The sequence below is a fragment of the Agromyces bracchium genome (genome assembly GCF_009709675.1).
Lineage (GTDB): Bacteria > Actinomycetota > Actinomycetes > Actinomycetales > Microbacteriaceae > Agromyces > Agromyces bracchium.
The window spans coordinates 84,491-97,282 of record NZ_WMLB01000033.1; the positions used below are offsets into that span (position 1 = coordinate 84,491).

The 12,792-nt window shown below is 70.5% G+C and carries 14 protein-coding genes; 9 read left to right on the forward strand and 5 right to left on the reverse strand.

Features of this window, described 5'->3' with window-relative positions:
* The first annotated feature begins 18 nt into the window (after nucleotides 1-18).
* The 3 genes from GJ743_RS14335 to menC all read left to right on the forward strand — a co-directional run bounded on the left by GJ743_RS14335 (nucleotide 19) and on the right by menC (nucleotide 3,916).
* On the forward strand, nucleotides 19-855 hold the full coding sequence (locus GJ743_RS14335) for a hypothetical protein (protein ID WP_155052590.1): 837 nt from the start codon (nucleotides 19-21) through the stop codon (nucleotides 853-855).
* A gap of 82 nt (nucleotides 856-937) precedes the next feature.
* Nucleotides 938-2,560 (forward strand): LuxR C-terminal-related transcriptional regulator, encoded by a 1,623-nt coding sequence (locus tag GJ743_RS20225; protein WP_328289207.1) that lies wholly within the window; start codon nucleotides 938-940, stop codon nucleotides 2,558-2,560.
* A 66-nt stretch (nucleotides 2,561-2,626) separates the two neighbouring features.
* Nucleotides 2,627-3,916: an o-succinylbenzoate synthase gene (gene menC / locus GJ743_RS19700; protein ID WP_230386802.1), complete on the forward strand. Its 1,290-nt coding sequence runs from the start codon at nucleotides 2,627-2,629 to the stop codon at nucleotides 3,914-3,916.
* 12 nt (nucleotides 3,917-3,928) lie between these two features.
* Here the strand turns inward: menC and GJ743_RS14350 are convergent, their stop codons facing one another.
* From GJ743_RS14350 to trxA, 4 genes are read right to left on the reverse strand one after another with little or no spacing between them, the layout of a single operon-like run.
* The gene (locus GJ743_RS14350) at nucleotides 3,929-4,537 is read right to left on the reverse strand and encodes a hypothetical protein (protein WP_155052591.1); all 609 of its coding nucleotides are present in this window, start codon (nucleotides 4,535-4,537) and stop codon (nucleotides 3,929-3,931) included.
* Nucleotides 4,537-5,418, reverse strand: a complete 882-nt coding sequence (locus tag GJ743_RS14355; protein ID WP_230386803.1) for an endonuclease/exonuclease/phosphatase family protein — start codon at nucleotides 5,416-5,418, stop codon at nucleotides 4,537-4,539. The genes GJ743_RS14350 and GJ743_RS14355 overlap by 1 nt, the downstream gene beginning before the upstream one ends.
* A gap of 40 nt (nucleotides 5,419-5,458) precedes the next feature.
* On the reverse strand, nucleotides 5,459-5,734 hold the full coding sequence (locus GJ743_RS19705) for a YgaP family membrane protein (protein WP_155052592.1): 276 nt from the start codon (nucleotides 5,732-5,734) through the stop codon (nucleotides 5,459-5,461).
* On the reverse strand, nucleotides 5,731-6,108 hold the full coding sequence (gene trxA / locus GJ743_RS14365) for a thioredoxin (RefSeq protein WP_155052593.1): 378 nt from the start codon (nucleotides 6,106-6,108) through the stop codon (nucleotides 5,731-5,733). Before trxA ends, GJ743_RS19705 begins: the two co-directional genes overlap by 4 nt.
* 44 nt (nucleotides 6,109-6,152) lie before the next feature.
* On the opposite strand from trxA, the gene GJ743_RS14370 reads away from it, so the two are divergent.
* The 4 genes from GJ743_RS14370 to GJ743_RS14385 all read left to right on the forward strand — a co-directional run bounded on the left by GJ743_RS14370 (nucleotide 6,153) and on the right by GJ743_RS14385 (nucleotide 9,780).
* A complete protein-coding gene (locus GJ743_RS14370) occupies nucleotides 6,153-6,578 on the forward strand; it encodes a rhodanese-like domain-containing protein (RefSeq protein ID WP_155052594.1) in 426 nt (141 codons plus the stop codon).
* A 67-nt stretch (nucleotides 6,579-6,645) separates the two neighbouring features.
* Nucleotides 6,646-7,593 (forward strand): cupin domain-containing protein, encoded by a 948-nt coding sequence (locus GJ743_RS14375; RefSeq protein ID WP_155052595.1) that lies wholly within the window; start codon nucleotides 6,646-6,648, stop codon nucleotides 7,591-7,593.
* Nucleotides 7,590-8,297 carry an SDR family NAD(P)-dependent oxidoreductase gene (locus GJ743_RS14380; protein ID WP_155052596.1) on the forward strand — a complete coding sequence of 236 codons (708 nt, stop codon included), beginning with the start codon at nucleotides 7,590-7,592 and terminating at the stop codon, nucleotides 8,295-8,297. The genes GJ743_RS14375 and GJ743_RS14380 overlap by 4 nt, the downstream gene beginning before the upstream one ends.
* A 40-nt stretch (nucleotides 8,298-8,337) precedes the next feature.
* Nucleotides 8,338-9,780, forward strand: coding sequence for an amidohydrolase family protein (locus GJ743_RS14385; protein ID WP_155052597.1), 1,443 nt, complete (start codon nucleotides 8,338-8,340; stop codon nucleotides 9,778-9,780).
* 58 nt (nucleotides 9,781-9,838) lie between these two features.
* Here GJ743_RS14385 and GJ743_RS14390 read toward each other — a convergent pair whose 3' ends face one another.
* Complete coding sequence (locus tag GJ743_RS14390; RefSeq protein WP_196217014.1) at nucleotides 9,839-10,288, reverse strand: VOC family protein; 450 nt, start codon at nucleotides 10,286-10,288, stop codon at nucleotides 9,839-9,841.
* A 300-nt stretch (nucleotides 10,289-10,588) separates the two neighbouring features.
* Between GJ743_RS14390 and GJ743_RS14395 the strand changes: the two genes are divergently transcribed.
* Nucleotides 10,589-11,368, forward strand: a complete 780-nt coding sequence (locus tag GJ743_RS14395) for an SDR family NAD(P)-dependent oxidoreductase (RefSeq protein ID WP_155052599.1) — start codon at nucleotides 10,589-10,591, stop codon at nucleotides 11,366-11,368.
* A gap of 35 nt (nucleotides 11,369-11,403) precedes the next feature.
* Complete coding sequence (locus GJ743_RS14400; protein ID WP_155052600.1) at nucleotides 11,404-12,786, forward strand: M24 family metallopeptidase; 1,383 nt, start codon at nucleotides 11,404-11,406, stop codon at nucleotides 12,784-12,786.
* Nucleotides 12,787-12,792: the final 6 nt, after the last annotated feature.

The following is a 12,792-nucleotide window of genomic DNA, read 5'->3' on the forward strand; positions in this document are numbered from 1 at the left end:
CCCGGTAGGGTCCCGACCATGACGGATGCCGCGACCCTCGCCCGCGCGCACGAACTCGCCGACGAGGAGGACCGTCGCGCCGGCGTCGTCACCCGCGAAGCGCTGCCCGACGAGCTCGCGGGCGTCCTCGCGCGCTTCGACGCGACGTGGGGCGTCGGTCGCTCGGTCGACCTGGCGTCGCTGAAGGCGATCGCGCACGCCGGCAACACGGTGCTCGTCGCTCTTCCCGCTCCGGGCCGTGCGGATGCCGCGGGCGAACTCGCCGACCCGGCCCACCCGCCGCTCGGCGCGGCGCTCGGCTTCCTCGGGTGGGAGGGCGGGCTGCACGTGCACTCCCACATGAACGCCGTCGACCCCGCCGCACGCGGCCGCGGCATCGGCGTCGCGCTGAAGCTCCGCCAGCGGGCGATCTGCCTCGACCACGGTGTCGACGAGATCCGGTGGACGTACGATCCGCTCATCCGCCGCAACGCGCGCATGAACCTCGTCCGCCTGGGCGCCGAGGTCGCGGCGTACCGCCCCGACTTCTACGGCGAGCTGCGCGACGCCATCTCGGGCGGCGACCGCAGCGACCGGTTCGAGGTGCGCTGGCGGCTGTCCTCGCAACGGGTGGCCCGGGCCCTCGAGCGGATGCCGCAGCCGGCCTGGCACGCCGAGGGCGGCCTGCCGCTCGTGGCCGACTTCGAGGCTGTCCGGGCGGCCGATCGCGAGACGGCGGCAGCCCTGCGAGACGCCTCACGCGACGCCTTCGCCGCGCTCGCCGACGGACGGCTGCGGCCCGAACTCGATGCCGCCGGCGACTACGTGTTCACCGCCGACGACCCCGACCGGCAGCCGGGCAGCGGCGCGCGCTGATCCCGTTCCATCCGGGGCAGCCGCGCGGCGAACGCGGATCCGGTCTGCGTGTGACGATCACGCCCGGGAGTACCATGCAGGCATGCCTGAGGGGCGCCACGGGCTGGACGATGCCCGACGGGCGTACGCGAACCGGGATTGGCAGGCCGCGATCTCCGGGTTCGAGCACGAGCACGCCATCCGACACTTGGGGCCCGACGATCTCGCCAGCTGGAGCCGAAGCGCCTGGTGGCTCGCCCGGATGACGGAGAGCATGGCGCGCGCCGAGGAGGCGTTCGTCGGGTTCCGCGACGCCGGCCGCGTGGACGATGCGACGGCGACCGCCCTGCGCGTCGCGCTGCTGCGTCAGATCACGGGGGACCTGACGGTCGGTGCGGCGTGGATGCGCCGGGCGCAGACGTTGCTGGACGGCCGTCCCGAGGGCGTCCTGCACGCCTACCTCATCACCCTCGAGCTGACGTTCGCGATGCTGGAGGGATCGGACGAGTGGTCCGCGGACGGCATCGAGCGGCTGCGGGACCTCGCGCGACGGCTGCCCGATCCCGCGGTCGTGACGCTGAACCTCGCCGTCTCGGGCGTCTTCGACGTGCGCGCCGGACAGACCGCACGAGGCTTCGCGCAACTCGACGAGGCGATGCTCCGGGTGCTCGCCGAGGAGGTCGAGCCGGAGTGGGGCGGCGAGGTGTTCTGCAACACGATCGACCTCTGCCACGAGCTCGCGGACTACCGCCGCATGACCGACTGGACGCGCGCGACCGAGCAGTGGTGCCACGACCTCGGCAGCGATGCGATCTACGCGGGCGTCTGCAGGGTCCACCGGCTCGAGTTGCGATCCGCCGCCGGGGACTGGGAGGACGTCGAAGACGCGCTGGCCGACGTGTGCGAACGGCTCGCGCACGTGAATCCGTGGGTCGCCGGCGAAGGCTGGTACCAGCTGGGAGAGCTCCGGCGCCTGCGAGGGGACGCCGCCGGGGCACGTCAGGCGTACCGGATCGCGGGCGAGTTCGGCGTCGATCCGATGCCCGGCGCGGCGTACCTCGAATTGCAGGCGGGCGATCGCGCGCGCGCCTGGCACCTCGTGACGACCGCCCTCGATGCGAGGGATCGACTGGGTCGATCACGGCTGCTGCGCGCCGCGGTCGAGGTCGCGCTGGCCAACGGCCGCATGGCCGAAGCCGCGGCGTTGCGCGACGAACTGCACGAGGTCGCGCGCGAGTACGCGAGTCCCGGGTTCCGCGCGTGGGCCGATCACGCGGACGGCATGCTCGCGCTCGCGGACGGCGACGCCACGGCATCCGTCGCCGCACTGCAGGCCGCCGACGCCTACTTCCGTCGGCTCGGTCTGCGCTGCGAGCACGCGCGGGTCCTCGCCTGGCTCGCCGCGGCCTACGAGCGAGGCGGGGACGTCGGACAGGCCGAGCACCTCAGGGCCGAGGCCGCCGGTCTGTTCGAGCGCCTCGGTGCCCGTGCTGACCTCGAGGTCCCGCGATGGACCGACCGCGACGACGGACCGCTCACTCCCCGCGAGCGCGAGGTGCTCGAACGCGTCGCTCGCGGTGCGAGCACCCGCGACATCGCCCAGCAGCTCTTCATCAGCGCGAAGACGGTCGACCGTCACCTGGCGAACATCTACCGCAAACTGGGCGTTCGCTCGCGAACGGCCGCGGCGGCCTGGTGGCGGGAGGAGCGGGCGGCGGTGCGATGATCCGGCCGCCTCCGATCCCCCGGAGTGCGCCACACTTGACTCGACCGCCCATCGAACGGAGGCCCGATGACGACGACCACTCCCACGATCGAGGCGATCGAGCTGCACCGGCTCGAGGTGCCGCTCGTCCGACCCTTCGAGACCTCGTTCGGCCGCGAGACGGCTCGCGAGGTGCTGCTCGTGCACGTCCGCACCGACCGGGGCGACGGCTGGGGCGAGTGCGTGGCCGGCCGCGACCCGTTCTACTCGGGCGAGTACGTCGACGGCGCGGCATCCGTCATCGAGCGCTACCTCGCGCCCGCGCTGCTGCGCGCGCCGGCGCCGCTCGTCGTCGACGACGGGCACGTGAGCGGTGTGCTCATCGAGGATCCCGCGCACGCGACCGGCATCTGGGTCGACGACCGCGAGCAGCGGGTCGGCGGCACGGCCGCGGCGGGCACGAGCGGAGGTGCGGCCGCGTCGATCGCGAGCGTGCCGCTCGCGGCATCCGTCGCCCCGAACCTGGCGTTCGTCGCCGGCCACCGCATGGCGAAGGGTGCGCTCGAGGCGGCCGTGCTCGATGCCGAGCTTCGCGCGCAGGGGCGTTCGATGGGTGAGTGCTTCGGCGCGGTGCGCGACTGGGTCGACTGCGGGGTGTCGGTCGGCATCGCGCCGACCCTCGAGGAACTCCTCGACGAGGTGACCGGCTACGTCGAGGAGGGGTATCGGCGGATCAAGCTGAAGATCAAGCCCGGGTGGGACCTCGTGCCGGTCGCCGCGGTGCGCGAGCTCATCGGCCGCGAGGCCATGCTGCAGGTCGACGCGAACACGGCGTACACGTCCGACGACATCCCGCTGCTCGCGAGCCTCGACCCGTTCGACCTGCTCCTCATCGAGCAGCCCTTCGCCGAGGAGGACCTCGCGACACACGTGGCCCTCGCGCAGGCCGCCGAGACCCCCGTGTGCCTCGACGAGTCGATCCTCGACGTCACGACCGCGGTCGACGCGATCGAGCGCGGCGCGACGAGCATCGTGAACATCAAGCCCGGCCGCATGGGCGGGTTCCTCGAGGCGCTGCGCGTGCACGACGCGTGCCGGGCCCGCGAAGTGCCCGTGTGGTGCGGCGGCATGCTCGAGACGGGCGTCGGCCGCGCGGCGAACGTCGCGATCGCCGCGCTGCCGGGCTTCGTGCTACCGGGCGACACGTCGGCCTCGGGCCGGTACTTCGCGGACGACCTCACCGAGCCGTTCGTGCTCGGCACGGGCGAGCACCGCGGTCAGATCAGGGTGCCGGATGCCGCGGGCACGGGGGTCACCGTGCGCGAGGAGCTCGTGCGCGACTGGGCGTCCCGGCCGGCGGTGACGATCGGCGCGTGACGCCGTCGCGCGTCACGCCTTCTGGACCGTGGCCGCCTGCGGCTGCCGCTTCGGCGCGAGCACCGGCAGCGCGAGCCCGCCGAGCGCGGAGCCGAGCCCGCCCCAGACCAGGTCGCCGATCGTGTCGCGGTAGTCGACGTAGATGTCGTCGTCGATGAAGTTCTTGCCGAACCACTCGAAGACCTCCCAGATCACCGCGAGCCCGAAGCCGAAGGCCGTCGTGACGAGCACGGCGGCGAGCACGGGTCGGGGCAGCCGCTGCGGATCGGCGATGAGGCGCAGGCGCACGAACAGGAGCACTGCGATGACGGCGGCGAGCCCGTTCATGAGGAAGTGCATCGGGATGTCCCACCAGCGGACGCTCACGTAGAGGTCGGTCACGCTGCTCCAGACGGAGACGAGCGCGATGACGCCGAACGAGATGTCGAGCGCGGGGCGCACGTGCAGGACGCGGGGAAGGACCATCGCCGCGGACACGAACGTGAGGCTGACGAGCCCGAGCGGACCCCACCCGATGCCGGCGATCGGGATGCAGATCAGCGCGATGAGGCGCAGCACGTCGGCGGCGATCTCGCCGGGGCCCTCGGCGCGCCGCGTGAGTCCGCTCCAGATGCTCCGCATCACCCTGCCTCCTTCGTCCGGACCGTGGCCGCCGCGTCGATCGATCGGTGCCGCAGCACCGCCTGCACCGGTTCGTGGTCGGATGCCGCGCGCCCCTCGAACCTCGTCGCGTTGATGCCGGCGTGCGTGACCTCGGCGGCCCCGCCGACGAGGATCAGGTCGATGCGGCGTCCGCCGCGCCTGCGCGGACCGTAGTTCGAGAACGTGCCCCACTCGGGCGTCAGCCGTTCCGCGGTGGCATCCCAGACGTCGCGGAGCACGCCGTCGCCCGTGAGACGACGATGCACGGCCGATCGCTCGTCGGCGTTGAAGTCGCCGGTGACGACGATGGCCGCATCGGGCTCGTCGAGCTGCGCGGCGTGCGCGAGGCCGGCGATCATCAGCGCCGACTGCAGCCGGGAACGGCGCGAGAGGTGATCGAGGTGCGTGTTGAGCACGCGGAGCCGGCCGCCCGTCTCACGGTCGGTGAACTCGGCGGAGACGACGAGTCGGCGCGTCAGGTTGCCCCACGAACGCGAGCCGTGCTCGTCGGGCGTCGCGGAGAGTGCGAGCTGTCGCCAGTTCGTGAGCTCGAGTCGTTCGGCGTCGTAGTAGACCGGGCACGCCTCGCCGTGACCGCCGGGATCGCGCCCGGTCCCCACCCAGCGGTGGGTCCCGCCGAGCGCGTGGCCGACGACCTCGACCTGCTCGTCGAGCGCCTCCTGGACGCCGAGCACGGTCGGCCGCTCGGCGGCGAGGAGTCGCCGCACGAGGGGCTTCCGCGTCGCCCAGCGGTCGGGGCTGCCCGGACGGTTGCGCGGCATCCGTCGCCGGACGTTGAAGGACATCACGTGCAGGTCGGGTGCCTCGACCGGGCCGATGAGCGGCTCGTCCGTCATCATGCGCCCAGCGTACGCCCGGCCGCGGCGCGAGCCGGGCCCTTCAGCCCAGCAACTCGCGCCGCGCCTCGGGGTAGCCGAGCACGTTCGGCTCGGTCGCGGCGGCGGAACGCGAGAGCAGGTCGGTCGGGCACCATCCGGTGATCGCGCCGATCGCGAGGAACGTCGCGCAGATCCCGGCCGGGATCGCGCACCAGAGGTTGTCGAGGTTGGATGCCGCGAACGCGGCGAGGAACACCGCGATCACGCCGCGGAGCACGCGTTCGCCGCGGCCCACCGCGCACGAGCGCGCGGCGAGCGAGCGGGCGAGGCGGTTCACGCCTGTGCGGCAGCGGCCTGCTGCTCGGCGAGCTGGCGACGCACGTCGTCCATGTCGAGCGCCTTGGTGCCCTCGATGACCTGCTCGAGCTGCGCGGCGTTCAGTGCGCCCGGCTGGGCGAAGACGATGATGCCCTGGCGGAACACGACGAGCGTCGGGATGGAGGTGATGCGGAAGCCGGCCGCGAGGGCCTGCTCGGCCTCGGTGTCGACCTTTCCGAAGACGACGTCGGCGTGCTGCTCGGAGGCGCGCTCGAAGATCGGGCCGAACATGCGGCACGGGCCGCACCATTCCGCCCAGAAGTCGAGGAGCACGATGTCGTTGTCCGTGATGGTGGACTCGATGGTGTCGTGGGTGATGTTCACGGAAGCCATGCGTCGATTCTACCAGAAGATACCCCTGGGGTATCATTCATCGCATGCAGACCACGATCCACCGCTCCTCGGGCGCTCCGGTGCCCCGTTCCGCCCGTCCCGTCCGTCGCGTCCGCGGCATCCGAGCCGCCCTCGTCGCCGCCGCCGGTGCGACCGCACTCGCCCTCACCGGCTGCGCGTCGACCGAGCCCATCGAGCTCGGCGCCGACGCCGTCGTCGTCGACGTGCGGACGCCCGCCGAGTACGCCGCCGGCCACCTCGAGGGAGCGGTCAACGTCGACCTCACCTCGGGCGAGCTCGCCGCCGAGATCCCCGCACTCGACGCGGAGGGCGACTACGTCGTCTACTGCAAGTCGGGCAACCGCTCCGCCCAGGCCACCGCGCTGATGGAGGGCGCCGGCCTCGACGTGACCGACGCCGGGTCGATGCAGCAGGCGGCGGATGCCACGGGGCTGTCGATCGTGCAGTAGCGCTGCTCGCCGCCTCCGGCTCGCGGCCTTGCGCGCCGTCCATGCTTGACATTTTTCATGCACACGGATGGAATGTTCACTGCAACTGAACGTCGATGTTCATGTCGTGGAGGCATCCGTGAATGCTCGCTATGTGGTCCGTCGATCAGCCTCTGCCGTCTACGACGAGCCGGGTGGCCTGGCGCCGGGGTCGATCGGACTGACGCGGTGGCGCGCGGTGGGGTTCGAGGACGGGGCTTCGCACACGGACTTCGGCGTCACGCGACTGGCGTCAGGAGGACGGGTGCCGGCGCACGTGCACTCGTTCGAGGAGTCCTTCCACATCCTCGACGGCGAAGTGGTGCTGACGACGGCTGAGACGACCGTGCACCTCGTCGCGGGCGACTACGGCGTGATTCCGGTGGGCATGCCGCATGCGTGGCAGTCGATCGGCGAGGCCGGGGCGGAGTGGGCGGACATCTTCGCGCCGCCGCCCCGGCAACGGTACGGATCGGACACGTATCGGGTCGCGGGGATCGTGCCGGGCGATCCGATTCGCGTCGACCCGCGCGACCCGCGCACCCGCGCCTTCGGCGCGATCTCGACCGACCAGATGGACCCGCGGCGTCAGTCGCAGGAACTGCTCGCCCAGTCGGCGAGCATGCGCACCGCACTGCTCGTCTACAGCGGCATCTCGCTCAAGATGATGGTGGACTCCGACCTCGGCTCGGTGCTCTCGACGATGTTCATGGTGCAGTACGAGCCCGACGGCAAGGCAGGACCTCACGATCACCCGCTCGAGGAGGCCTACCTGATCCTCGATGGCGAGGTCGACGCGACGTTCGACGGGGAGACGTTCCGCCTCGGGCCGCGCGACGTCGCCTGGGCCGGGGTCGGCTGCGTCCACTCGTTCCAGGCCACGGGTGCTCCGGTGCGCTGGCTCGAGACGCAGTCCCCGCAGATGCCGGCGCGGCACGCGTACCGCTTCCGGCGGGACTGGGACTACCTGACCGAGCGGCTGGAGGAGCGGGCATGAGCGAGCGCACGACCGTCGTCGTCGGCGGGACCTCGGGGATCGGGCTCGAGATCGCGAAGGCGGTCGTCGCCCGGGGCGACCGCGTCGTCCTCACCGGCCGGGATCAGGCGCGCGCGAACGAGGTCGCCGCGTCGATCGGCGATCGGGCGACCGGGGTGGCGGTCGACATCTCGGAGCCCGAGACGATCGCCGAGCGCCTCGCACCCATCGGCCCCGTGCACGGCCTCGTGCTCGCCGCGATCGAACGCCACGCCAACACCGTTCGCGAGTACGACGTCGCTCGCGCGACCCGGCTCGTCACCCTCAAGCTCGTCGGCTACACCCAGGTGGTCCACACGCTGCTCGGTCGCATGGAAGAGTCGGTCGACACCGGCATCGTGCTGTTCGGCGGACGCGCGAAGGACGCACCGTATCCGGGGTCGACCACGGTGTCGACCATCAACGGCGGCGTCGAGGGCCTCGTGCGCAGTCTCGCGCTCGAGCTCGCGCCGATGCGTGTCAACGGCCTGCACCCCGGGATCGTGGGCGACAGCCCGTTCTGGGCCGGCAAGCCCGAGGGCGTACTCGACGGGTACCGCTCCCGCACTCCCGGCGGCGAGCTGGCGACGATGGCCGACATCGTGGGCGCCACGGTGTTCCTGCTCGAGAACCGGGGCGTCTCGGGCACCAACCTGTGCGTCGACCGCGGGTGGCGCATCACCTGAGGCCTGGCGCTCCGTCCGGATCACTCAACGAGGAGGAACCATGACCGACGCACCCGCACGACCCCGACCCGACGAGTTCGCCTCCGGTCGGCCCGTCGTCTTCCGGAACGCGACGGTGATCACCGTCGACTCCCAGGGCGTGCTCGAGAACGCCGACGTGCTCATCAGCGGCGACACGATCGCCGGCGTGGGGCCGAAGCTCGAGGTGCCCGGCGACACGCTCGAGATCGATGCCTCCGGCGGCATCGTCATGCCCGGCATGATCGACACGCACCGCCACATGTGGCAGACGGGGCTGCGCGGCTACGGCGGCGATTGGGCGCTGAGCCAGTACTTCGTCTTCTACTACCTGACCTGGGGTGAGGTCTTCCGGCCGGAGGACATCTACGCGGGCAACTTGCTCAGCGCGCTCGAGTCGATCGACCAGGGCGTCACGACGACGCTCGACTGGTCGCATGCACTGCGCACGCCGGAGTACGGCGAGGCGGCGCTGCAGGCGTTCCGCGAGATACCCGGGCGCTTCGTGCTGGCGTACGGCAACTACCTCGGCGCACCGTGGGAGTGGGCGAACAGCCCGGAGTTCCGGACGTTCGTGACCGACAACTTCAACGCGCCCGACGACATGCTGGGCCTCCAGATGGCCTTCGACGTCCCGGCCAGCGAGGAGTTCCCGGAGGCGGCCGCGTTCCGGGCCGCTCGCGACCTCGACCTGCGGGTGACGACCCATGCCGGCGTCTGGGGCGTCACCACGGACCAGAGCATCGCGCACATGTACGACGGCGGATGGATGACCGACAAGGTCACCTACGTGCACGGCTCATCGCTCAGTCCCGAGAGCTACCAGAAGATCGCCGCCACCGGCGGCACCGTCTCGGTCGCGACCGAGAGCGAGCAGAGCGCCGGACAGGGCTACCCGTCGACCTGGGAGATCCGCAAGTACGGCATCCCGGCGTCGCTGTCGATGGACACGAGCGTGTGGTGGAGCGCCGACTTCTTCTCGGCGATGCGCGCGACGCTCAGCGCGTTCCGCTCACGTGATCACCTCGAGCTGCAGTCCCGCGGTGAGACGGTCAACGTCAACCGGCTTCGCGCCGAGGACGTCGTGTGGCAGGCGACGATGGGCGGTGCCACGACGCTCGGAATGACCGACACGATCGGCTCGCTGACCGTCGGGAAGAAGGCAGACCTTGTGCTCATCAGGAACGACGAGTCGCCCGCGATGACGCCGATCCTGAACCCCTACGCCCACGTGGTGTACCAGGCGGGCACCGCCGACGTGCACACCGTCGTCGTGAACGGCAGGGTCGTGAAGTACGACGGCGAACGCATCGGCCTACCGCTGGCGCCTGTACGTGACAAGGTCGCCGCATCCGTGAACCACGTGCGCAGCACGATGGGCAAGCAGGCGTGGGACGAGTGGATGCACCCGCAGATCCCGGACGATGAGCCGATCGCGAACCCCTATCAGTACAAGGAGGACTAGCTGCGCGCGCTTCGGGCCCCGGGCGCGCGGGAGCGTGCGCCCGGGACCCGAACCGTGGTCACGGCTTCGGGTACTGCCAGATCTCGAGCTGGATGCCGTCCGGGTCGCGGAGATACGCCCACTGCGAGCCCGCCAGATCGCCGTCGGTGAGGGTGACCGGGGGGCCGTTGAACACGGCGCCCTTGTCGATGAGGTCGTCGTACGCGCTCTGCATGTCATCGACCACGAAGCAGATGTGGGATGACCCGACGTCGCCGTTCGCGCGGTCCCAGTCCTTGCCCTCGGGGTGGTGGTACTCGAGGAACTCGATGTTGACGTTGCCGACCCTGATCATCGAGAAGGACAGGTCGGCTCCGTCGACCTGGACGCCGCGCTCGAGGTCGGGGCCGGAGCCGTGATTCACCGGGCCCGGCTCGAACCCGAACATCCGCGAGTACCACTCGAACGACCGCTTCATGTCCCGGACGGTGATGCCCACGTGGTGGACGCCGTCGACGGTGAAAGTCATCTCCACTCCTTCGTGCCGTGCTGGACCGTGCATGACTGCACGCGCCAACTGAACGATTGCACTCAGACTCAACACCACAATGCGACGCTGCGCAAGCGTCGAGACGCTCGCCGGTCGATTCCACGCGTGGCGAAGATCCGCGAATTTCCGGCGATTCAACGCCATGTTGAGCGACTGCGACCTTCGGGGCGCATCGGTCCCCCTGTTCACTTGATTTGACCCTTGGCAGGGTCTAAGTTCAGTTATAGTGAACACAAGGTGTCCAAGCCGACGCCGCCACGGAAGCAAAGGAGCATCCACATGACCCGACGTCTCGACGGCCGGACGATCGTCGTCACCGGTGGCGCATCGGGGATCGGTGCGGCGCTCGCTTCCGGGTTCGCCGCCGAGGGGGCGAACGTCGTGATCGCCGACCTCAACCTCGAGGCCGCGGAGGCTCTCACCTCCGAGATCGTCGAGTCCGGTGGCAGCGCGGTCGCCTCTCGGGTCGACGTCACCGACCGTGAATCGGTACGGGCCGGCATCGCCCACGCCGTCGAGCGCTACGGTCGCCTCGACGCCTACTTCAACAACGCCGGGATGAACTCGCCGATGAAGTTCCTCGATATCACCGAGTCGAACTTCGAGCTCGTCATGCGCGTCAACGCGCTCGGCGTGCTCGTCGGGATCCAGGAGGCCGCGAAGCAGTTCATCGCGCAGGGCGGCGGGGGCAAGGTCGTGAACACCGCCTCGATCGCGGGACGTCAGGGCTTCTCGAGCTTCGCACCGTACAGCGCGGCCAAGGCCGCCGTCATCTCCCTCACGCAGGCGGGCGCGCGCGCACTCGCCGAGCACGGCATCACGGTCAACGGCTTCGCCCCGGGCGTCGTCGCGACGCCGCTCTGGACGAAGCTCGACAGGGAACTCGAGGAGATCGGCGAGGGCCAGAACGGCTTCGACTCGATGTCCAGCGGCATCCTGCTCGGCCGACCGGCAGACCCCTCCGACATCGTGCCGACCGGTGTCTTCCTCGCGGCGGCCGATTCGGACTACATCACGGGGCAGATCATCCCCATCGAAGGCGGCATGATCCTCGTCTAGCGAGGTTCGGCCCGACACCGAGAGAGCGGTTCACCATGAAGAGCACGGGTACGACCGGAACGAACGCGGTCGACTGGGAAGCGCGCGTCGACTTCGATCGACTCCGCGACGATCGGCTGGCTCGGCTGAAGGCCGAACTGGACCGCTCCGACCTCGGGGCGTTGCTCGCCTTCGATTTCTCGAACATCCGCTACATGACGGCCACCCATATCGGGACGTGGGCGATGGACAAGCTGATCCGCTTCAGCCTCCTGACGCGCAACAGCGACCCGATCTCGTGGGACTTCGGCTCGGCGGCCAAGCATCACAAGCTCTACAACCCCTGGCTGGACGTGACGAGCGCCGAGATGGACGCCGACCCCGACGCGCCGCACGAAGGTGCGAAGCGCCCCCGGCTCGAGAGCGGGGCGCGGGCGGGCATCTCGACGCTGCGCGGCGCGTTCCCGCCGGACGCCGAGATCGCCGAGGGCGTCGCGAGGAAGATCAAGCGCGAACTCGAGAAGTTCGGCGTCGCGAACCAGCCGCTCGGAGTCGACGTCATCGAGCTGCCCATCCTCTTCGCCCTCCAGCGCGAGGGCATCAGGGTCGTGGACGGTCAGCAGGCCTTCATGGAGGCGCGACGCATCAAGACCGGCGACGAGATCCGGCTCCTGACCCAGGCAGCGTCCATGGTGGATGCGGCCTACGAGGACCTCTATCGATTCCTCCGCCCCGGCGTGCGGGAGAACGAGGCGGTCGGGCTCGTCGCGAAGAGCCTGTACGACCTCGGATCCGAGTACGTCGAGGGCGTGAACGCGATCTCAGGCGAACGCTGCTCGCCGCACCCGCACGTGTTCTCCGACCGGCTCATCCGGCCCGGAGACCCGGCCTTCTTCGACATCCTGCACAGTTTCAACGGCTACCGAACCTGCTACTACCGTACGTTCGCCGTCGGGTCCGCGAGCTCCGCGCAGAAGGACGCGTACACCAGGGCGCGCGAGTACATGGACCGCGCGATCGCGCTCGTCCGACCGGGTGCGACGACGGCCGACATCGTCTCGGTATGGCCCAAGGCGGAGGAGTTCGGTTTCCCCGATGAGGAGGCTGCGTTCGCGCTGCAGTACGGCCACGGCGTGGGGCTGTCGATCTGGGAGAAGCCGATCTTCTCGAGGCTCGTCTCGTTCGACCACCCCGAGGTGATCGAGGAGGGCATGGTCTTCGCACTCGAGACGTACTGGCCGTCGGCCGACGGCTGGGGCGCCGCCCGCATCGAGGAGGAGGTCGTCGTCACGGCCGACGGGTGCGAGGTGATCACGAAGTTCCCCGCCGAAGAGCTGCTCGTGGCCGGCCAGCGGTACTACGCGGTGGGCGGCCCGCTGAACCTCACGCGCGACTCCCAGTCGCACCTCAACACCGAGTGGGGACGATCGGGCGAGTGAAGGAGA

Bases quoted from the DNA above. Each gene is read 5' to 3' on its own strand.
- menC (WP_230386802.1), top strand. From the start codon at position 2,627: ATGACGACGACCACTCCCACGATCGAGGCGATCGAGCTGCACCGGCTC.
- GJ743_RS14355 (WP_230386803.1), bottom strand. From the start codon at position 5,418: ATGATGACGGACGAGCCGCTCATCGGCCCGGTCGAGGCACCCGACCTG.
- GJ743_RS14395 (WP_155052599.1), top strand. From the start codon at position 10,589: ATGACCCGACGTCTCGACGGCCGGACGATCGTCGTCACCGGTGGCGCA.
- GJ743_RS14370 (WP_155052594.1), top strand. From the start codon at position 6,153: ATGCAGACCACGATCCACCGCTCCTCGGGCGCTCCGGTGCCCCGTTCC.
- GJ743_RS14350 (WP_155052591.1), bottom strand. From the start codon at position 4,537: ATGCGGAGCATCTGGAGCGGACTCACGCGGCGCGCCGAGGGCCCCGGC.
- GJ743_RS14335 (WP_155052590.1), top strand. From the start codon at position 19: ATGACGGATGCCGCGACCCTCGCCCGCGCGCACGAACTCGCCGACGAG.
- GJ743_RS14385 (WP_155052597.1), top strand. From the start codon at position 8,338: ATGACCGACGCACCCGCACGACCCCGACCCGACGAGTTCGCCTCCGGT.
- trxA (WP_155052593.1), bottom strand. From the start codon at position 6,108: ATGGCTTCCGTGAACATCACCCACGACACCATCGAGTCCACCATCACG.
- GJ743_RS14380 (WP_155052596.1), top strand. From the start codon at position 7,590: ATGAGCGAGCGCACGACCGTCGTCGTCGGCGGGACCTCGGGGATCGGG.
- GJ743_RS14375 (WP_155052595.1), top strand. From the start codon at position 6,646: ATGGAATGTTCACTGCAACTGAACGTCGATGTTCATGTCGTGGAGGCA.
- GJ743_RS14390 (WP_196217014.1), bottom strand. From the start codon at position 10,288: ATGACTTTCACCGTCGACGGCGTCCACCACGTGGGCATCACCGTCCGG.
- GJ743_RS20225 (WP_328289207.1), top strand. From the start codon at position 938: ATGCCTGAGGGGCGCCACGGGCTGGACGATGCCCGACGGGCGTACGCG.
- GJ743_RS14400 (WP_155052600.1), top strand. From the start codon at position 11,404: ATGAAGAGCACGGGTACGACCGGAACGAACGCGGTCGACTGGGAAGCG.